Annotated in this window: 18 protein-coding genes; 9 read left to right on the top strand and 9 right to left on the bottom strand. The window is 62.2% G+C overall.

The genetic code is table 11. From position 1 onward, the window contains the following. The first annotated feature begins 6 nt into the window (after positions 1-6). The 4 genes from ACFQ95_RS10340 to ACFQ95_RS10355 all read left to right on the top strand — a co-directional run bounded on the left by ACFQ95_RS10340 (position 7) and on the right by ACFQ95_RS10355 (position 3,267). Positions 7-996 carry a bifunctional helix-turn-helix transcriptional regulator/GNAT family N-acetyltransferase gene (locus ACFQ95_RS10340; protein WP_422830821.1) on the top strand — a complete coding sequence of 330 codons (990 nt, stop codon included), beginning with the start codon at positions 7-9 and terminating at the stop codon, positions 994-996. Positions 997-1,015: 19 nt separating this feature from the next. After that, on the top strand, positions 1,016-1,942 hold the full coding sequence (locus tag ACFQ95_RS10345) for a DMT family transporter (RefSeq protein WP_422830770.1): 927 nt from the start codon (positions 1,016-1,018) through the stop codon (positions 1,940-1,942). A 150-nt stretch (positions 1,943-2,092) separates the two neighbouring features. Beyond that, on the top strand, positions 2,093-2,674 hold the full coding sequence (locus ACFQ95_RS10350) for a chromate transporter (RefSeq protein WP_422830771.1): 582 nt from the start codon (positions 2,093-2,095) through the stop codon (positions 2,672-2,674). Then, positions 2,671-3,267, top strand: a complete 597-nt coding sequence (locus tag ACFQ95_RS10355) for a chromate transporter (RefSeq protein WP_422830772.1) — start codon at positions 2,671-2,673, stop codon at positions 3,265-3,267. The genes ACFQ95_RS10350 and ACFQ95_RS10355 overlap by 4 nt, the downstream gene beginning before the upstream one ends. Position 3,268: 1 nt before the next feature. Here ACFQ95_RS10355 and ACFQ95_RS10360 read toward each other — a convergent pair whose 3' ends face one another. After that, on the bottom strand, positions 3,269-3,913 hold the full coding sequence (locus ACFQ95_RS10360; RefSeq protein WP_422830773.1) for a MarR family winged helix-turn-helix transcriptional regulator: 645 nt from the start codon (positions 3,911-3,913) through the stop codon (positions 3,269-3,271). 190 nt (positions 3,914-4,103) lie between these two features. Further along, positions 4,104-4,949, bottom strand: a complete 846-nt coding sequence (locus tag ACFQ95_RS10365) for a helix-turn-helix transcriptional regulator (protein ID WP_422830774.1) — start codon at positions 4,947-4,949, stop codon at positions 4,104-4,106. A gap of 118 nt (positions 4,950-5,067) precedes the next feature. Between ACFQ95_RS10365 and ACFQ95_RS10370 the strand changes: the two genes are divergently transcribed. The 3 genes from ACFQ95_RS10370 (at position 5,068) to ACFQ95_RS10380 (ending at position 8,135) form a co-directional block, all read left to right on the top strand. Next, a complete protein-coding gene (locus ACFQ95_RS10370; protein WP_422830775.1) occupies positions 5,068-5,535 on the top strand; it encodes a DUF3237 domain-containing protein in 468 nt (155 codons plus the stop codon). 40 nt (positions 5,536-5,575) lie between these two features. Further along, positions 5,576-6,583 carry a Bug family tripartite tricarboxylate transporter substrate binding protein gene (locus ACFQ95_RS10375; RefSeq protein WP_422830776.1) on the top strand — a complete coding sequence of 336 codons (1,008 nt, stop codon included), beginning with the start codon at positions 5,576-5,578 and terminating at the stop codon, positions 6,581-6,583. A gap of 595 nt (positions 6,584-7,178) precedes the next feature. Further along, complete coding sequence (locus tag ACFQ95_RS10380) at positions 7,179-8,135, top strand: aldo/keto reductase (protein WP_422830777.1); 957 nt, start codon at positions 7,179-7,181, stop codon at positions 8,133-8,135. Positions 8,136-8,238: 103 nt separating this feature from the next. On the opposite strand, the gene ACFQ95_RS10385 is transcribed toward ACFQ95_RS10380, so the two are convergent. After that, on the bottom strand, positions 8,239-9,216 hold the full coding sequence (locus ACFQ95_RS10385) for a Bug family tripartite tricarboxylate transporter substrate binding protein (RefSeq protein ID WP_422830822.1): 978 nt from the start codon (positions 9,214-9,216) through the stop codon (positions 8,239-8,241). A gap of 134 nt (positions 9,217-9,350) precedes the next feature. Between ACFQ95_RS10385 and dgoD the strand changes: the two genes are divergently transcribed. Beyond that, positions 9,351-10,499, top strand: coding sequence for a galactonate dehydratase (dgoD, locus tag ACFQ95_RS10390; protein ID WP_422830778.1), 1,149 nt, complete (start codon positions 9,351-9,353; stop codon positions 10,497-10,499). A 78-nt stretch (positions 10,500-10,577) separates the two neighbouring features. On the opposite strand, the gene ACFQ95_RS10395 is transcribed toward dgoD, so the two are convergent. The 6 genes from ACFQ95_RS10395 to ACFQ95_RS10420 all read right to left on the bottom strand — a co-directional run bounded on the left by ACFQ95_RS10395 (position 10,578) and on the right by ACFQ95_RS10420 (position 16,230). Continuing rightward, the gene (locus ACFQ95_RS10395; protein ID WP_422830779.1) at positions 10,578-11,303 is read right to left on the bottom strand and encodes an ABC transporter ATP-binding protein; all 726 of its coding nucleotides are present in this window, start codon (positions 11,301-11,303) and stop codon (positions 10,578-10,580) included. Further along, on the bottom strand, positions 11,296-12,135 hold the full coding sequence (locus ACFQ95_RS10400; protein ID WP_422830780.1) for an ABC transporter ATP-binding protein: 840 nt from the start codon (positions 12,133-12,135) through the stop codon (positions 11,296-11,298). The genes ACFQ95_RS10395 and ACFQ95_RS10400 overlap by 8 nt, the downstream gene beginning before the upstream one ends. Continuing rightward, the gene (locus ACFQ95_RS10405; RefSeq protein WP_422830781.1) at positions 12,132-13,103 is read right to left on the bottom strand and encodes a branched-chain amino acid ABC transporter permease; all 972 of its coding nucleotides are present in this window, start codon (positions 13,101-13,103) and stop codon (positions 12,132-12,134) included. Before ACFQ95_RS10405 ends, ACFQ95_RS10400 begins: the two co-directional genes overlap by 4 nt. Next, positions 13,100-13,975 (bottom strand): branched-chain amino acid ABC transporter permease, encoded by an 876-nt coding sequence (locus ACFQ95_RS10410; RefSeq protein WP_422830782.1) that lies wholly within the window; start codon positions 13,973-13,975, stop codon positions 13,100-13,102. Before ACFQ95_RS10410 ends, ACFQ95_RS10405 begins: the two co-directional genes overlap by 4 nt. Positions 13,976-14,123: 148 nt before the next feature. Next, a complete protein-coding gene (locus ACFQ95_RS10415) occupies positions 14,124-15,293 on the bottom strand; it encodes an ABC transporter substrate-binding protein (protein ID WP_422830783.1) in 1,170 nt (389 codons plus the stop codon). A gap of 172 nt (positions 15,294-15,465) precedes the next feature. Continuing rightward, positions 15,466-16,230 carry a GntR family transcriptional regulator gene (locus ACFQ95_RS10420; RefSeq protein WP_422830784.1) on the bottom strand — a complete coding sequence of 255 codons (765 nt, stop codon included), beginning with the start codon at positions 16,228-16,230 and terminating at the stop codon, positions 15,466-15,468. Between the two features lie 259 nt (positions 16,231-16,489). On the opposite strand from ACFQ95_RS10420, the gene ACFQ95_RS10425 reads away from it, so the two are divergent. Then, positions 16,490-17,545, top strand: a complete 1,056-nt coding sequence (locus tag ACFQ95_RS10425; protein ID WP_422830785.1) for a Rieske 2Fe-2S domain-containing protein — start codon at positions 16,490-16,492, stop codon at positions 17,543-17,545. Positions 17,546-17,626: the final 81 nt, after the last annotated feature.

The raw sequence follows: 17,626 nt of genomic DNA on the forward strand, positions 1-17,626 counted from the left end.
AATGGCTTGGTGAACAGCAAAACCAAGCCATCATCCCGCACGCCTGCCACGGCGACCGCCACGGCCGACGCCCATGGCCCCAGCGCACAGCATGTGCAGCAATTACGCAGCTTCAACCGCTTCTATACCCAGCGTATAGGCGTGTTGGCGCCCTACCTCGGCAGTGCACTTTCACTGACCGATGTACGCGTGCTGTACGAGTTGGCGCACAGCGCGCAACAGCTCACGGCCAAGCAACTCACGCAGTTGCTCAACCTCGATGCGGGTTATGTCAGCCGCATCTTGCGTCGCTTTGAACGCGAAGGCTGGTTGAGCCGCAGCGTCTCGCCCACCGATGCACGCGCCAGCCTGCTGCAGCTCACCCAGGCCGGGCATGCGGCCTTTGCCCCTTTGGAACAAAAGTCGCGCGACGAAGCCGCCGCCCTGCTCAGCGCCGTGCCCGAACCCCAGCGGCCGCAGTTGCTGCAGGCACTGCGCACCGTGCAAACCCATCTGGCACCGCAGCAGCCGCCGACACAAACCGTGCAATTGCGCGACCCGCGCCCCGGCGACCTGGGCTGGGTGGTGCAGCAGCATGGCGAGATCTACGCGCGTGAATACGGCTGGGACAGCAGCTTTGAAGCGCTGGTGGCCGACATCGCCGCCGAATGGCTGCGCAAGGCCGACCCCGAGTGGGAAAAAGGCTGGATCGCCGAGCTCAACGGCGAACGTGTGGGCGCGGTGTTTGTGGTGCGCAAGTCGGCCACCGTGGCCAAGCTGCGCCTGCTGATCCTCACCCCCGCTGCGCGCGGCCTGGGGCTGGGCAGCCGCCTGGTCGATGAATGCCTGGGCTTTGCGCGCGCCAAGGGTTATCGCAAGATGGAACTGTGGACCAACGCCTGCCTGACCGCGGCGCGCAACATCTACGCGCAGCGCGGCTTCAACCTCGTCAAAAGCGAGCCCTACCGCGGTTATGGACACGATTTGGTGAGCGAGACCTGGGAGCTGAAGTTGTGATTAAAACCGTGCTGCGCGCATGAACCTGGCCCTGCTGGCAGCCGCAGCCACCGGTGTGCAGATAGGTGCCACCATCGTCGCCTCGCGCGCCGTCATCGGCGAGGTGCCGCCGTTGACGCTGGCACTGCTGCGTTACGGCATAGCACTGCTTTGCCTGGCCCCATGGATTCTCAAGGCTTTGAGGCCTCTGACGCACACCCCACAAGCGCAGGCCGCTATCAAATTCAAGAACAGCGACATTCTGGCCATCGCCGCCCTGGGCATAGGCCAGTTCGCCGTTCTGGTGCTGCTGCTGAACCTGGGCTTGCAGCGCATTGGCGCCGCACAAACCGCCCTGGTGTTCAGCCTGTTCCCACTGCTCACCTTGTTCCTATCGGCGCTGTGTGGGCGCGAGCGGGTCACGCCAGCCCTGCTGTTTGGCGTGTTGTTGTCGGTGGCCGGTGTGGCCCTGGCGCTGACGCCCAAACTCACAGGAACCAGCACCACCTCACACGGCGACTGGTGGGGCGAGGCGGCCGTGTTGGCCAGCACACTCATAGGCGCGGCTTGCAGCGTGTTGTACCGGCCCTACCTGCAGCGTTACCCCACGCTGCCACTCTCGGGCATTTCGATGTTGGCAGCGGTACTCAGTTTGCTGCTGATGGCAGGCGTATCGAGTGGCTTGGCGCCGTTGGCCCACATGTCGGCACAGGCCTGGTACATCGTCATCGCCATTGGCGTGTTCAGCGCCATGGCCTACCTGTGGTGGCTTTATGCGCTGAAACACGAGTCACCCACACGCGTCACCGTGTTCCTGGCGCTGAACCCGGTGACCGCCGGGCTCTGCGGCCACTGGTTTTTGAATGAGCCGTTCACCAGCACCGCACTCGCCGCCATGGCCTTGATCGCATGCGGTTTGTGGTTGGCCACACACGCACCAACACTTCAAAGCCAAGCGCAAACCTAGGTGCAAGCTAGGGACCTGCCTGATGCAAGGCCCGATGCAAGGCCTGATGGCAAGTTCAGACGCAAGGTCTGATGCAAAGAAAAGCGCGGCTGCAAGGCCAAACACGGCCCCGCATCGCCACATAATCAACACCAGATTTTCAGGCGCAGCATGGACACCGCACAAACCTCTCTAGAACCCAGGCCAAGACCCCAATCCCTCGCCGATCTTTTCCTCTCTTTCACCTGGCTCGCCCTGCAGGGCTTTGGCGGCGTGTTGGCCGTGGTGCAACGCGAGTTGGTCGAAAAAAAGCGCTGGCTGACCCGCGAAGAGTTTTTGGAGGACTGGGCCGTGGCGCAAATTCTGCCGGGGCCGAATGTGGTCAACCTGTCGCTGATGCTGGGTGACCGTTATTTCGGCCTGCGCGGCGCCATCACCGGGCTGGCCGGCATGCTGGCCTTGCCCACGATGGTGGTCCTGGCCCTGGCAATTCTCTACGCCAACTTCGCGCAACTCCCCGCCGTGAGCAACGCCCTGCGCGGCATGGGCGCGGTGGCCGCAGGGCTGATCGCGGCCACCGGCATCAAGCTGCTCAGCGCCCTGCGCAAACACCCGCTGGGCCTGGCCTTGAGCAGCACCCTGGGCATTCTGGTGTTTATCGCAATCGCCTTGATGCGTTGGCCACTGCTGTATGTGTTGTTGTCGCTGGGCCTGCTGTCGTGTGTGCTCACCTGGCGAAAGTTGCGGCCATGAACACCACCACCCAGATCGTGATGTCGCACGCCGATTGGTGGGCCTTGTTTGGCCATTACCTGGCGCTGTCGCTGCTGGGCGTGGGCGGGGCCATCACCACCGCACCGGACATGCAACGCTACCTGGTCCAGCAGCAACACTGGCTCAGCGATCCGCAGTTCAATGCCGCCATCGCCATTGCGCAGGCCGCGCCTGGCCCCAATGTGTTGTTCATCGCCTTGCTGGGCTGGAACATTGGCCTGAACGCCGGCGGCGGTGCAGCCGCCTGGCCCATGGGCTTGTTCGGCATGCTGGTGACCATGACCGGCATCATGCTACCCAGCAGCGTGCTGACCTTCATGGCCACACGCTGGGGTCATCGCAACCGCGAACGCCGTGATGTGCGCGCCTTTAAACAAGGCATGGCGCCCATCGTCATCGCACTGCTGATTGCCACCGGCTGGATTCTGGCCACCACCCACCACAACCCGGCCACCGATTGGAAGTTATGGCTGCTGACGGCGGCAACCACCGTGATCGTCTGGCGCACCAAGATCCACTTGCTGTGGCTGCTAGGCGCGGGCGCCTTGCTGGGAGCGCTGGGTTGGGTGTGAGTCAGGGGTGGCTTGGGGCCGCATGTTGTGCATCGTGCGGCGGCTGAGCCTCTTGGGTCTCATGCAGCTCATGCTGCAGCTCATCGTCGGGCACACCATGCGGATGCAGCGCGGCCTGGTGAACCAGGCATTCACGGTGCAGCTTCTGCAGCACCTGAAACAGCACCTTGCGCTCTTCAACCGTCATCACCAACAGCATCTTCGCCTGGCCCTCGCGGGCCTTTGGAATCACCTGGTCGTGCAGTTCTATACCGGCGGGTGTGAGTTCACACATCAGCTTGCGCCGCGGCGCATTGCCCTGGGCCCGCAGGCTCACCAGGCCCTTGCCTTCGAGCATACGCATGGTGCGGCTGACCAATGACTTATCGGTTGATGAACGCATCACCAGTTCGCCAAATGGCAGCGTCTGCGCATGGGCCAGCACGGCGATCATGCGCCACTCGGCCACGGTCAGACCGAATTCGTCGGCATAAGGAACGGTGATGGCACGCCGCAGTGCATTGCTGACGTGGCTCATCCAGGTGGTCAGAAAGTTCTCTACCGACAGGCCTTCGCCATGCGCCTCCAACAAGGCCCAGGGGTCGGCATCCGATGGGCTGCTTGAGCCGGGGAACTCCAAAGTCGCGGGGTGGACGTAGTTGTTCATGTGCTACCGCCAGTATTTTTCTTCCGCTGGTCGTTGCAATAGACGCAGCAGTAGGTTTTCACACCGACCGTGATCCCTCCCGGTCGTCCCGTAAGCGTCAGCTCGTTGGTCAAGTCTTAATTTGTCCAACAAACGTAACAAATATATCTGGTTTAACAAGAAATGGGGGGAATTTGCGCCCACGGTTTCGTCAAGCCGGATCCGGTAGGGCTGCGGCGAGCACACGCGCAAACAGTTCATTGCGGAAATGAATCCCCAAACGCGCAAAAGCACGGCTGCGGTAAGTCTTCACCGTCGGCAGCGCCAAACACAAATCGCAAGCAATGCCCTCCAAGGTCATGCCGCGCAAGATGCGTGCACACACCGCCAACTCACGCTGCGTGAGGTCCGGGCAGAGCGCCAGAAGACGCTGCCGCCAACCGTCTACGGGCAGATTCACCGACGGCCCCGACACCAGACCAGCACCAGACGCGGCCGACAAACTGATGTGTTTTTGCGTGAGCTCCAGGAGCGCGGGCGCGAGCACTTCAAACGCCCCCAGCTGGGCGTCGCTGAACGCTGTCTGATGCGTGTGGCGGTAGAAATTGATAGCAAACACCGCACCGTCGCCCTGTTGCCGCACGATGGACACCCGTTCGGCTATGCCATGGGTTTCATACACCCGTGCGCGGTGCTCGCCAGGCAGTTCCTGGGCGGTGATGTGGCACAGCAAAGGGGTTTTTTCCAGCTCGACGCAAGCGGGCTCCGGCGCCAGCGTGCGGTCGCTGCGGTAAGGTCCTGCGAGATAGGCGCGCCAACAGTCACGCGTGGTGTCGGGCACACCATGGCTGGCCGACATGAACAACACCGGCGCCGCCCCCGCCCCGGTGCGGTACACCGACCACGATGCGGCCGGCATCAGCGGGTACAGACCGTCAAGCACGGCATCTTCGAAATGCGCCTGGCCGAGCCGGCTGATCATGCCCGCCAGCACCTCACCGGCGGAAACCGACGCGCTGACAAACCCGCCGGAAGACACACTCCGCCAGGTTCTCATTGATTACTCCACATAACCATATTCATGCCGTCATCTTCAGGGATGACAGACCACGACCACCACAGGACTTACGCTAGGAACAGCCTGCATCCCGGCTTACACCACACACTTATTTCCCGTGAACACGCTTCAGCCCCCAGAACTCCGCCATTTCGCCCACCTCTTCGTCACGGTTGGCCGTCCTCAAGAGGTGGGCGCTACGCCCCACGGCCGGCGCCGGGTGATTCCCATCACCGGCGGCGAGGTAGAGGGCCTGGACTGGCGCGCAAGGGTGTTGCCCGGCGGAGCCGACTTTCAACTGCTGGTCAACGACAGCCTGGCCGAGTTGGACGCGCGTTATGTGCTCGAGACCGAGGCCGGTGAACTGATCTACGTGCACAACCGCGCCGTGCGATCGGGCCCTGCCGAAGCCATGGCGCGGCTGGCGCGTGGCGAGCCCGTGGACCCGGCACAGATCTACTTTCGCTGCAGCCCCAGCTTCGAGACCGCCTCACCCAGCCTGAGCTGGATCCACCAACGCCTGTTTGTCGGCGCCGGTGTGCGCCACCCCGACAAAGTGGTAATGCGCTTCTTTGAATTGGCCTAAACCCGCCCCGCTTTTCGCAAAACATATTCAGGAGACAAACATGAAAACGCCCCGCAAAACCCATGGCCCCTCGCGCCGCCAAGTGCTGTTCACAAGTCTGGCCGCCGCTGCTTTGCTGACGGGCGCCACCAGCACCTGGGCCGACAGCTATCCGACACGGCCGGTACGCATCATCGTCGGTTTCCCGGCCGGCACCGGCCCGGACATCGTCGCCCGGCTGCTGGCGCAAAAGCTGTCGGAAGGCTGGGGCAATATGGGGGTAATCGTGGACAACAAGCCCGGTGCCGGCGGCTTGATCGCCGCCAGCGAAGCCGCGCGCGCAGCCCCCGACGGCTACACCCTGATGCTGGGCGAAACCGGCCAGCTCAGCATTGCGCCCAGCAGCTACAGCAAACTGCCCTATGACCCGCAAAAGGACTTCATACCCGTGAGCCAGGTGGTGAGCTCCGACTTTGTGCTGCTGGTCAACCCGCAAAAAGTGCCCGCCAAAAACGTCAAGGAATTCGTCAGCTGGACGCAGCAGCAAAAAGGCTTGTTCCTGGCCACCTTTGGCGCGGGCACGCCCGGCCACTTTGGCGCCTACATGTTTGGCGACGCCGTCAAACTCAAACCCGAACCCGTGCACTACAAAAGCACCGGCGACGCCCTGGGTGGCCTGTTCAGCGGCGACGTACAAGGCGTTTTTGCCAGCGTGGGCCTGGCCGCGCCCAACGTCAAAGCCGGCAAGCTGGTGGCCCTGGGCAGCACCGGCGCAACACGCACCAATGCATTGCCAGACGTGCCCACCATCAAGGAACAAGGCTACACCAGCCTGGAATTCAGTTCGTGGTTCGGCATCGTCGCGCCCGCACGCACACCGGCCGACATCGTGGCCAAACTCAACGCCGACATCGTGCGCGCCATGCAGTCGCCCGATGGCCGCAGCAAGATGGAAGACGCCGGCTTTCGCGTCACCGGCACCAGCCGCGAAGCCTTTGCCAACATCATCAGCGCCGATACCGCAAGCTGGGGCAAGGCCGTGGCGGCCACCGGCTTCAAGGCGGATTGAGGCGGATTAAGGCCGGCAGGCCAACTGACCGGCAGAATCCGCCTCGGCTTCGGCAGTGGCCACGGATACCCTTGCAAGCCCCAAGGAATTAAATACATTTCACTACAATTAACCCAGATTTAAGGAACTTTGAACACCGACAGCATCAAACTGCTTTGGTCACTTAAGCAAGGGAAGCGGATTTGATGGAACTGTTGGCAGCATGGGCCCCTAGACTTCTGGGGCTTCTGGGCATACTGATCGTCTGGCTGGCGGTTCTACGCTACCGCTCACACCGGCGCAAAGCCGAGCGCCGCCGGCAGGCCGAATGGCGGCAACACCACGAGTGGCTCAATAGCGGCGTCAAATCGAAAGAAAAGACTTAGCCGCCGTCAAAGCCGATTTCAGCGGCTGGTGTTGCGCTGAAAAATCTCGGCCGCGCAACATACGAAGTATCCACAAGCAGCGCCCGCCGCATCACGCGTAAGATTTTTGGTTTACGCTGCATGCTGGTGGCATTGGCAGCACCAAGGGCTCAAGACGCCTTTTGCCGCCGCAGCCGCCGTCTACACTCGCGGCGGCAGCCCGCCTCGCCGCATTGCCAGGAGCTTTTTGCATGGAACTTCGTCCGCTGGGCCGTAGCGGCTTGTTGGTTTCGCCGATTTGCTTCGGCGGAAATGTGTTCGGCTGGACAGCCAACGCTGCCACCAGTTTTTCGCTGCTGGACGCCTGGTTCGATGCAGGCTTCAACTTTGTCGATACCGCTGACGTGTACTCGGCATGGGTGCCCGGCCACAGCGGCGGCGAATCCGAAACATTGATTGGGCAGTGGCTCAAACGCAGCGGACGCCGCCACCAGATGGTGCTGGCCACCAAGGTCGGCAAACCCATGGGCCCGGGTTTGCAAGGCCTGCGCCCAGCCTATATTCGGCAGGCGGTCGACGCTTCGCTGAAACGCCTGCAGACCGACTACATAGACCTCTACCAATCACACGACGACGATACCGACACCCCGATAGAGGACACCCTCGGCGCCTATGCCGACTTGATACGCATAGGCAAGGTGCGCGCGATCGGGGCGTCCAACTACAGCGCGCCGCGCTTTGCCCAGGCCCTGGACGCGAGCAGCCGGCTGGGCCTGCCGCGTTATGAGACCCTGCAGCCGCTCTACAACCTCTACGACCGCGCGGTGTTCGAAGACCAACTGCAAGCGCTGTGCCGCACCCACGGCGTCGGTGTCATCAACTTCTACGCACTCGCGGCCGGTTTCCTGACCGGCAAGTACCGCACCGCAGCGGACGCTGGCAAAAGCGCACGCGGCGGCAAAACCGTGGCCACCTACCTCAACCCACGTGGCCTGGCTATCTTGCAGGCACTCGACGAAATCGCCGCCGAAAACAACACCAGCCCGGCGCAGGTCGCCACCGCCTGGCTGATGCAACGCCCCACCGTGGTCGCCCCCATCGCCAGCGCCACATCGCTGGACCAGTTGCAAGACCTGGTGGCCGCCAGTCAGTTGCGCCTGTCGGCTCAGGAGATCGCGCGGCTGGATGCCACAAGTGCGCAGGGCTGAAAGCCGCTTGCAGATGCGGCCAGGCCGGCAGGCCCTAGATACAAATAGGCGTTAACGCATATTGGACATGCGTTGGCCACTCACGATTTGATAGTTCCTGAAACTATTGTTTCTCGATCTTCGCGCGCACAATCACATCGCCCCAGCGCTTCACTTCTGATGCCAGTAATTGGCTCGCCTGCTCGGGTGTGCCGGGTTGCGCCTGCACGTTCAGGGTTTGCAGCTTTTGCCGCACCTCGGGGTTTTGCAAGGCCGCCACCGCCGCCTGGTTCAGACGCGCCATCACCGGCGCCGGGGTTTTGGCCGGTGCGGCCAGCGCATTCCACGAACTCGCCAACAGCTCGGGCATGCCACCCTCTTTCGCCGTGGGCGCATCGGGCAAGGCGGGTGAACGCTGGGCGCTGGTCACGGCCAGCACACGCAAGGCCTTGGCCTGAATTTGCGGCAACACCGGCGACAGGATTTCCACCGCCGCATCCACCTGGCCACCACGCAAGGCCGTGACCACGGCGGGCGTGCCATTAAACGGCACGATCTGCGCATCGATCGCCGCCTGGCTCTTGAACAGCTCGGCCGTCAAATGCTGCGAGCTGCCGATATTGATGCTGCCGATGTTCAGCTTGCCGGGGTTGGCACGCGCAAACGCCAGCATCTCGGGCAAGCTTTTGAAGGGCGAGTTGGCCGGCACCACGATGGCGATGTCGAATGTGCCGAGCACCGAGATCGGCGCGAAATCGCGCAGCGTGTCGTAAGGCAGACTCTTGAACAGTCCGGCACTCACGGCACTGGCGTTCGACATCAGCAGCAGCGTATAACCGTCGGGCGCGGCCTTGGCCACCAGGTCGGAAGCCACCACACCACCGGCGCCGGGTTTGTTGTCTATGACCACCGGCTGGCCCAGCGTCTGGCTCATGTGCTGGGCCACGGTGCGTGCGGTCAAATCGGCCACACCACCGGCGCCGAAGGGCACGACGATACGCAGCGGTTTGTCGGGGAAACCGGCCGCGTGGGCCAAGGACGACACCAGCGCGCCACCCAAAAGAGACAACGCGGCACCCGTGACCAGGCGGCGTTTGGACATTTGAAATTCGTGAGACATCAGTCAAATCCTTAGCGGGCAAATTTTGCCGCCATCTTGGCTCAAAATGCTTATCCGCACGCAGCAGAGCGGCATTCATCCATCCCCCGAGGCCACGCATCCCTTAAGGAAGTTTCATGAAGATTACCCGTCTCACCACCTACCGCGTTCCGCCGCGCTGGATGTTCCTGAAAATAGAAACCGACGAGGGCATCGTGGGCTGGGGTGAGCCCGTACTGGAAGGCCGCGCACGCACCGTCGAGGCAGCAGTGCAGGAGCTGTCGCACTACCTGGTGGGCCAAGATCCGCGCAACATCAACGACCTGTGGCAGGTGATGTACCGTGGCGGTTTCTACCGCGGCGGCCCGGTGCTGATGAGCGCCATTGCCGGCATAGACCAGGCGCTGTGGGACATTCTGGGCAAGTCGCTGAATGTGCCGGTGTACCAGTTGCTGGGCGGCAAGCTGCGCGACCGTATGAAAACCTATTGCTGGGTCGGCGGCGACCGCCCGGCCGAAGTGGTGGACGCCATTCGTCTGGCGCAAACCCGTGGCTTCGATACCTTCAAGATGAACGGCACCGAAGAGTTCGGCATGGTCGACACCCACGCGGCGGTAGACCGCGCACTGGAGAAGTTCACCGAAATCCGCGCGGCCTTTGGCTCCGGCGTGGACTTCGGCATCGACTTCCACGGCCGGGTGAGCCTGCCCATGGCCAAGGTGCTGCTGCGCGAACTGGAGCCGCTGCGCCCGCTGTTTGTCGAAGAGCCGGTGCTGGCCGAACATGCCGAGCAATACCCAAGGCTGGCAGAACACACAGCCATTCCGCTGGCGGCAGGTGAACGCATGTATTCGCGCTACGACTTCAAACGTGTACTGGCCGGCGGCGGCATCGCCATCCTGCAGCCAGACGTGTCACATGCCGGCGGCATCTCGGAATGTGTGCGCATCGCCAGCATGGCCGAGGCACACGATGTGGCGCTGGCACTGCACTGCCCGCTGGGGCCACTGGCACTGGCTGCCTGCCTGCAGGTGGACTTTGTGTCGCACAACGCGGTGTTCCAGGAACAAAGCATGGGCATCCACTACAACCGTGGTGCCGACCTGCTGGACTACATCAGCAACCCCGAGGACTTCGCGGTGAAAGATGGATTCCTGAGCGCCAGCACCCGCCCCGGCCTGGGCGTGGTGATGGACGAAGAGCGCATTGTCGAAGCCGCCAAGAACGCGCCCGACTGGCACAACCCGGTGTGGCGCCACCCGGACGGCAGCGTCGCCGAGTGGTAAGCAGTTCACCAGCGCAATAGAAAAAACGGGCCAGGTGTGTTTTCATACCTGGCCCGTTTTCCTTGAGCTGGCTTTGCGTTAGCGCGACACACCCAGCAGCTTGTCGAGCAACTCAGGCTGCTCGCGCAAGGTCTTGGCCGAGTCGGTATGCACCACGGTGCCATGGTCCAGCACCACCGCGGCATGCGAGATCGCCAGAATCGCCTGTGGGTGTTGCTCCACGATGATGGCGCTCAAACCCTCTTCGCGGGTGATGCGCGCAATCGCGCGCAGCAGTTCTTCCACAATGATGGGCGCCAGGCCTTCGAGTGGCTCGTCCAGCAGCAACAGGCGCGGGTTCAACACCAGGGCCCGGCCCACGGCCAGCATCTGCTGCTCACCACCCGAGAGTTGTGTGCCCAGGTTGCTCTTGCGCTCGGCCAGGCGCGGGAACATCTCGTAGACCCGCTCGGGCGTCCACACCGGGCTGGTGCTGCCCTTGCGGCCGGGGCGTGCCACGGCCGTGAGGTTCTCATGCACCGTCAACGACTTGAAGATGTTGCGCTCTTGCGGCACCCAGCCTATGCCGGCGGCCGCACGTTCGTGCGGCGCCAGCTTGTGCAGCGCAATGCCACCCAGCGTGATGCTGCCCGCATGGCGCCGCGTGGCACCGGCGATGGTGTTCATCAACGTGGTTTTGCCGGTGCCGTTGCGGCCCAGCAAAGCCAGGGTTTCACCTTCGTTCAACGTCAACGACACATCGTTCAACACCACCGCTTCACCATAACCGGCGCTGAGTTTTTCGACTTTCAACAACTCAGACATGCGCCTGCTCCTGGGATTGCGTGGGGTTGCCTTGCGGGTGGGTATGTCCGGCGACTTCGCCGTGGCCCAGGTACACCGCCTTGACCTGCGGGTCGTTGGCGATTTCATCGGGACTGCCTTCGGTCAGCATGGTGCCGTTGACCAGCACCGTCATGCGGTTGGCAAAGCTGAACACCAGGTCCATGTCGTGCTCGATCAGCAGCACCGACACATCCGCCGGCAAGGCCGCCACGGTGGCCAGCAGCTCTTCGCGCTCGCCCGCTGGCACACCGGCCACGGGTTCATCGAGCAGCAACACGCGCGGCTCGCAGGCCAGCGCAATGGCGATCTCCAGCAAGCGACGCTTGCCGTAGGCCAGCACATTCGTCTTCTGGTGCATCACCGAAGTCAAATGGAACTGCTCCAGCAGTTGCTCGCAACGTTCCATCACCGCGCGGTTGGCCCCCAGGGGTTGCCACCACTTGGTGCCCAGGCCACGCTGCTGCGACACCGTGGTCGCCAGCGTTTCCAGCGGCGTGAAGCTGTCGAACAGCTGGTTGATCTGGAAGGTGCGCACCATGCCGCGGCGCACACGTTGGTAGGGTGCCAGGCTGGTGATGTCTTCACCTTCGAGCACGATGCGCCCTTCGGTGGCGGACAACACGCCGGTCAACAAGTTGATCAGCGTGGTTTTACCCGCGCCGTTGGGGCCTATCAGTGCATGGCGTGCGCCACGGCGCAGGTCCAGGCTGACGTTGTTGGTGGCGGTGATGCCGCCAAAACGCTTGACCAGGCCCTGGGCGCTGAGCACCACTTCAGCTTGGGCGTCATAGGGTTTCACTGTGGTGTTCATGCCTTGCCTTTCCCCAACCAACTCGTAGGCTTGAGCAAACGCTCACGCCCCACCATCACCAACACCACCAGGAACAGGCCCAGCCAGAAAGTCCAGTACTGCGGCGTGATCGACGACAGCCAATCCTGCATCAGCTTGAAAACAATCGCACCGGTGACACCGCCATACAACCAGCCCACGCCGCCTATCACCAGCATCAGCATCACGTCGGCCGAGCGGTCAAACGCAAACACGTCCAGCGACACAAAACCCGTGGTCTGCGCCAGCAAGGCTCCGGCGGCACCGGCCATGCCGGCGGCGATGGTGTAGACCACCACCAGGCGTGACAGCACCGGCACACCAATCGCCATGGCGCGCAGACGGTTGTCGCGTATCACCTTGAGCGTGGCACCAAACGGCGAATGCACCAGGCGGCGCGCCAGGATGAAGAACACCAGCAAGACCGCCAGCGAATACCAGGCCGAGACCTTGCCGTAGAGGTCGAACTCAAACAGGCCCAGCACCGGCCCCATGACCACACCTTGCAGGCCGTCGGCGCCACCGGTGAAGTCGGAGTACTTGTTGGCGATCTCTCCCAGGATCAGCGCCACGCCCAGTGTCACCATCAGGCGCGTCAGGTCGGTGCCACGCATGATGGTCAGGCTGCAGATGGCGCCCAGGGCGGTAGACAGGACCACGGCCACCACCAGACCTACCAGCGGATCGGGCATGACCAGCTTGGCGAACAGGCCGGCGGCATAAGCCCCCATGCCGAAGAACGCCGCATGGCCCAGCGAGACGATGCCGGTGTAACCCAGCACCAGATCGAGTGAGATCGCAAACAGCGCCACGATGGCGACTTCGTTGACGATCAGCGCGTGGCTGGGGAACAGCAGCGGTGCGGCCAGCGCCAGCAGCCACAACACCGGCTCCCACGGCCGCCAGCGCGAGCCGGTCAATACCGCCAGGTTATTTGCAGTCGTCTTCATGCCTTGCCTCCCAAGCGCGAGAACAGGCCCTGCGGACGCCAGATCAGAATGGCAATCATCAAGCTGTACACAATGAATCCGCCCAGTTTGGGCACGTAGTACTTACCGGCCACGTCGGCCACACCCAGCAGCAGGGCCGCCAACAAGGGGCCGGTGATGCTGGACGTGCCGCCGACGGCGACCACGATCAAAAAGTAAATCATGAACTTCAGCGGGAAGGTCGGGTCCAGGCCCAGCACCTCGGTGCCGAGTGCACCACCCAGACCGGCCAGGCCAGAGCCCACGGCAAAGGTCGAGAGGAAGACGATGTTCACATTGATGCCCAGGCCGGCGGCGACGCGTTGGTCGTCCACGGAGGCGCGCAGGCGGCTACCGAAGCGGGTGCGCGCCAGGATGAACTGCAAGGCCACGGTCAGGGCGGCACACACGGCGATAATGAACAGCCGGTAGTGGCCCATGCCGAGCAGGCCCAGCGGGGTTTCGAGTTCGGTGCGGCCACGCAGGTACTCGGGCAATTGCATGATTTGCTGCGATGAACCCATGAAGTAGTCCATGCCGGCCACGGCCATGAAGGTCAGACCAATGGAGAACAGCACCTGGTCCAGGTGCGGGCGACGGTACATGGGCCGGTAGAGCGTGCGCTCCAACACCGCGCCCAGCAAGCCGGAAACAATAAAGGCCAGGGGCAGGCACACCAGGAAAGGCACACCAAAGCGCTGCATCAGCAGCACCGTGGTGTAGCCGCCCACCATGGCGAAGGCACCGTGGGCCAGGTTGATGAAGTTCATCAGCCCCATGGTCACGGCCAGGCCTACGGCCAGCACGAATAGCAGCATGCCGTAGGCAATACCGTCAAAAAGAATGGTCAACATATTTTGGTACACCCCCAGGTCGCTCACTGCGTGTAGCTCCGCCCCCCTTGCAGGGGGCGGCACGTGCGGCCTGGCGAAGCCAGTTCCGCCGTGCCCCGCGATGGGGACACGCCCGTCTATTCGCGACCTGGGTGGGATAAAAGTTTTTTTACTTGGCCTTGCCTGGATCCTTGACGTCTTTGATCACGTCAAATTCCACGTTGTAGAGTTGGCCGTTTTTCTTCTCGACCTTGCGCAGGTAGATGTCTTGCACGATGTCGCGGGTCTGCGCATCGATGAAGATCTTGCCGCGTGGGCTTTCAAAGAGTTGGCCCTTCATGGCGGCCAGCAGAGCGTCACCGCCACCAGCGCCCTTGGTCACCTTGAGTGCTTCGTAGATCACGCGCATGCCGTCATAGCCGCCCACGGCCATGAAGTTCGGGCGCAAGCCCTTGTTGGCCTTCTCGAAGGCTTCAACAAACTGCTTGTTCATCGCCGAAGGGTGGGCCGCCGAGTAGTGGTGCGAGGTGACCACACCCAGGGCGCCGTCGCCCATGTCGTTCAATTGATCGTCATCGGTGATGTCGCCAGGACCGATCAGCTTGATGCCGGCCTTGTCCATGCCGCGCTCCAGGAACTGCTTCATCACCGCTGCACCCGCGCCGGAAGGCACAAACACAAACAGCGCGTCCGGCTTGGCGTCACGCACCTTTTGCAGGAACGGTGCGAAGTCGGGGTTGCGCATCGGTACACGCAGCGATTCGATGACTTCGCCACCGTTGAAGATGAAGCGGTCTTTGAAATACTTCTCGGCGTCGATGCCTGGGCCGTAGTCGCTGACCAGGGTCACAACCTTCTTGATGCCGTTCTTGGGCACCCAGTCGGCCAAGGCCACCGAGGCTTGTGGCAGCGTGAAGCTGGTGCGCACGATGTAAGGCGAGGCTTGCGTGATGCTCGAAGTTGCGGCGGCCATCACCACCAATGGGGTCTTGGACTGCGTGGCGATAGGTGCGGTGGCCATGGCCGAAGGCGTGATGCCCATGCCCGCCAGCACGTTGACTTTGTCGTTGACCACCAACTCCTGCGCCAGGCGTTTGGTCGCATCTGGCAGGCTGGTGTCGTCCTTGACGATGAGCTCAATCTTCTTGCCGGCCACGGTGGTGCCGTTTTGCGCCATGTACAGGCGGGCAGCGGCTTCGATCTGGCGGCCGGTGGTGGCTTGTTGGCCAGTCATGGGCAGGACCAGACCGATCTTGAAGGTTTCCTGGGCCATCGCACTGCCTACAGCCAGCGCCGACACCGACAGCGCCAAGGCGCTGAACAACCATTTATTTTTCATTCGTCATCTCCTAGGGGTAGTAAAAGCAAAAAACGACATCAGCCCAGCGACCTGGACGGAATCCAACCAACCGACACAAACGGTGAACACGGCATAAGCGTTCCGCATTTTCTGGCGCACAGCAACCGGGCGACTACGGGGCAACACGTATGTATGGCATTTCAATATGCGCTCAATCACGCTTGCGGATCAAACGCACACCGGCCATGTGGTGCAGTTCACGGCGCTGCACGGCTTCGCGCAGGTTGCGCTTGGCGATGCGCGCGTGTTCGCGCATCAGCGCCTCGGCGCGCGCGCCCTCGCGTTGTTCAATCGCCTCCAGCACCAGGCGGTGCTGCATCTGCGCCACCACCAGCATGTCGCGCGCCTTGGGCGTGTGCGCATGCACCACCACAAAGGCCGAGGCAGAAGCAAACGGCAGGCTGACCACACGCTCCAGCTCGCGCGCAATCACAGCGCTGCCCGCCATCTCGGAAATAAGTTGATGAAAGCGTTCGTTCAGCGCCACATAGCGTGAAAAGGCTTGTTCGTTGAGTGCCGGCATCTCCAGCACTTCGTCTATGCCGTCGAGGCAGGTTTGTGCTTCGCCCAGCAGCACCGGCACCACGCCGCGCTCGGCGGCCAGACGCGCCAGCAAACCCTCCAGCGTGCCGCGCAGCTCAATGGCTTCGGTGACGTCGCGCTCGGAAAAAGTGCGCACCGCATAACCACCGTTGGGCAAGGCTTCCAGCAAGCCCTCCTGCTCCAGGCGCATCAGGGCGGCGCGGATGGGTGTGCGGGATACACCGAGTTTTTCCACGATGGCCAACTCGGCAATGCGAGCGCCGCCGGGCAGCTCACCGCCCAGAATCATTTCGCGCAAACGCAGTTGGGTTTTGACCGCCTGGGACGAGCCAGCCTCGGGCGTTTCCAGGCCACCTGAAACAAATGTATCCATAGGCAAGTTTTTAGCACACATCGTGGATTCTTAATGTGTACATTGGACCATCCACAAAACCCATAACCACGAAAAAAAGCGCTTTTTTGCTGAGTGTTTACCCTAGTTTTTGAGTGATTTTGTTTGTTATGTATTTTCTATGTATACATCGACAAAAAAATCAGCATAATTTGATCCGTACGCTGTATCGAGAGATCGTTTTTCGGCCTTCTTTCTGTAACCAAGCAGCACCCCACGAAATACCCCAAAGGAGAATCCTGTGTTCCCGAAAAACGCCTGGTACGTTGCCTGTACCCCTGATGAAATCGCCACCAAACCACTGGGCCGTCAGGTCTGTGGTGAAAAAATCGTTTTCTACCGCGACGGCAAAGGCGCAGTTGTGGCACTCGATGACTTCTGCCCGCACCGTGGCGCCCCGTTGTCGCTGGGCAAGGTGTGTGAAGGTGAACTGGTGTGTGGCTACCACGGCCTGAAGATGGGCTGCGACGGCAAAACCGTCTCCATGCCCGGCCAACGTGTGCACGCCTTCCCCAGCATTCGCAGCTTCCCGGTGGTCGAGCGTTATGGCTTCATATGGGTCTGGACCGGCGAAGCCGAAAAGGCCGACCCGGCGCTGATCCACCACCTGGAGTGGGCCGACCATCCCGACTGGGCCTACGCCGGTGGCCTGTACCACGTGAAGTGCGACTACCGCCTGATGATAGACAACCTCATGGACCTGACCCATGAGACCTATGTACACACCAGCAGCATAGGCCAGGAAGAAATCGATGAAGCGCCGGTGACCACCAAGACCGAAAACGGTGTGGTCAGCACCAGCCGCTACATGGACGGCGTGATGGCCCCGCCCTTCTGGCGCGCCAATCTGCGCGGCAACGGCCTGGCCGACGACGTGCCGGTGGACCGCTGGCAAATCTCGCGTTTCACGCCGCCCTGCCACGTGATGATTGAAGTTGGCGTGGCCCATGCCGGCAAAGGTGGCTACAACGCCGACCCGGCACACAAGGTGTCAAGCATCGTGGTCGACTTCTGCACGCCCGAGACCGAAACCACCATGTGGTACTTCTGGGGCATGGCGCGCAACTTCAAACCGCATGACCAGGAACTGACCAAGCAGATCCAGGCCGGCCAAGGCAAGGTGTTTGCAGAAGACACCGACATTCTGGAAGCCCAGCAAGCCAACCTGTTGCGCAACCCAGGCCGTCGTCTGCTGATGCTGAACATCGACTCGGGCGGTGTGCAATCGCGCCGCTTGCTCGACAAGCTGCTGGCGGCCGAGCAAACCCCGGCACAACCGGCTGCTGCAGCGGCTTAACACCGCGCCCCAACGTCCGCGTGATCGAGGGACAGCAAAAATAACAGGCGCCTGATGGGCGCCTGTTTGCATGGTGTGGGT

The sequence above is a fragment of the Variovorax sp. HJSM1_2 genome (genome assembly GCF_049316285.1).
In the GTDB taxonomy this organism is placed as follows: Bacteria; Pseudomonadota; Gammaproteobacteria; order Burkholderiales; family Burkholderiaceae_C; genus Rhodoferax_B.

Coding starts and splice junctions, on each gene's coding strand:
- ACFQ95_RS10345 (WP_422830770.1), top strand. CDS start 1,016: ATGAACCTGGCCCTGCTGGCAGCCGCAGCCACCGGTGTGCAGATAGGT.
- ACFQ95_RS10350 (WP_422830771.1), top strand. CDS start 2,093: ATGGACACCGCACAAACCTCTCTAGAACCCAGGCCAAGACCCCAATCC.
- ACFQ95_RS10355 (WP_422830772.1), top strand. CDS start 2,671: ATGAACACCACCACCCAGATCGTGATGTCGCACGCCGATTGGTGGGCC.
- ACFQ95_RS10360 (WP_422830773.1), bottom strand. CDS start 3,913: ATGAACAACTACGTCCACCCCGCGACTTTGGAGTTCCCCGGCTCAAGC.
- ACFQ95_RS10365 (WP_422830774.1), bottom strand. CDS start 4,949: ATGAGAACCTGGCGGAGTGTGTCTTCCGGCGGGTTTGTCAGCGCGTCG.
- ACFQ95_RS10375 (WP_422830776.1), top strand. CDS start 5,576: ATGAAAACGCCCCGCAAAACCCATGGCCCCTCGCGCCGCCAAGTGCTG.
- ACFQ95_RS10380 (WP_422830777.1), top strand. CDS start 7,179: ATGGAACTTCGTCCGCTGGGCCGTAGCGGCTTGTTGGTTTCGCCGATT.
- ACFQ95_RS10385 (WP_422830822.1), bottom strand. CDS start 9,216: ATGTCCAAACGCCGCCTGGTCACGGGTGCCGCGTTGTCTCTTTTGGGT.
- dgoD (WP_422830778.1), top strand. CDS start 9,351: ATGAAGATTACCCGTCTCACCACCTACCGCGTTCCGCCGCGCTGGATG.
- ACFQ95_RS10395 (WP_422830779.1), bottom strand. CDS start 11,303: ATGTCTGAGTTGTTGAAAGTCGAAAAACTCAGCGCCGGTTATGGTGAA.
- ACFQ95_RS10400 (WP_422830780.1), bottom strand. CDS start 12,135: ATGAACACCACAGTGAAACCCTATGACGCCCAAGCTGAAGTGGTGCTC.
- ACFQ95_RS10405 (WP_422830781.1), bottom strand. CDS start 13,103: ATGAAGACGACTGCAAATAACCTGGCGGTATTGACCGGCTCGCGCTGG.
- ACFQ95_RS10410 (WP_422830782.1), bottom strand. CDS start 13,975: ATGTTGACCATTCTTTTTGACGGTATTGCCTACGGCATGCTGCTATTC.
- ACFQ95_RS10415 (WP_422830783.1), bottom strand. CDS start 15,293: ATGAAAAATAAATGGTTGTTCAGCGCCTTGGCGCTGTCGGTGTCGGCG.
- ACFQ95_RS10420 (WP_422830784.1), bottom strand. CDS start 16,230: ATGGATACATTTGTTTCAGGTGGCCTGGAAACGCCCGAGGCTGGCTCG.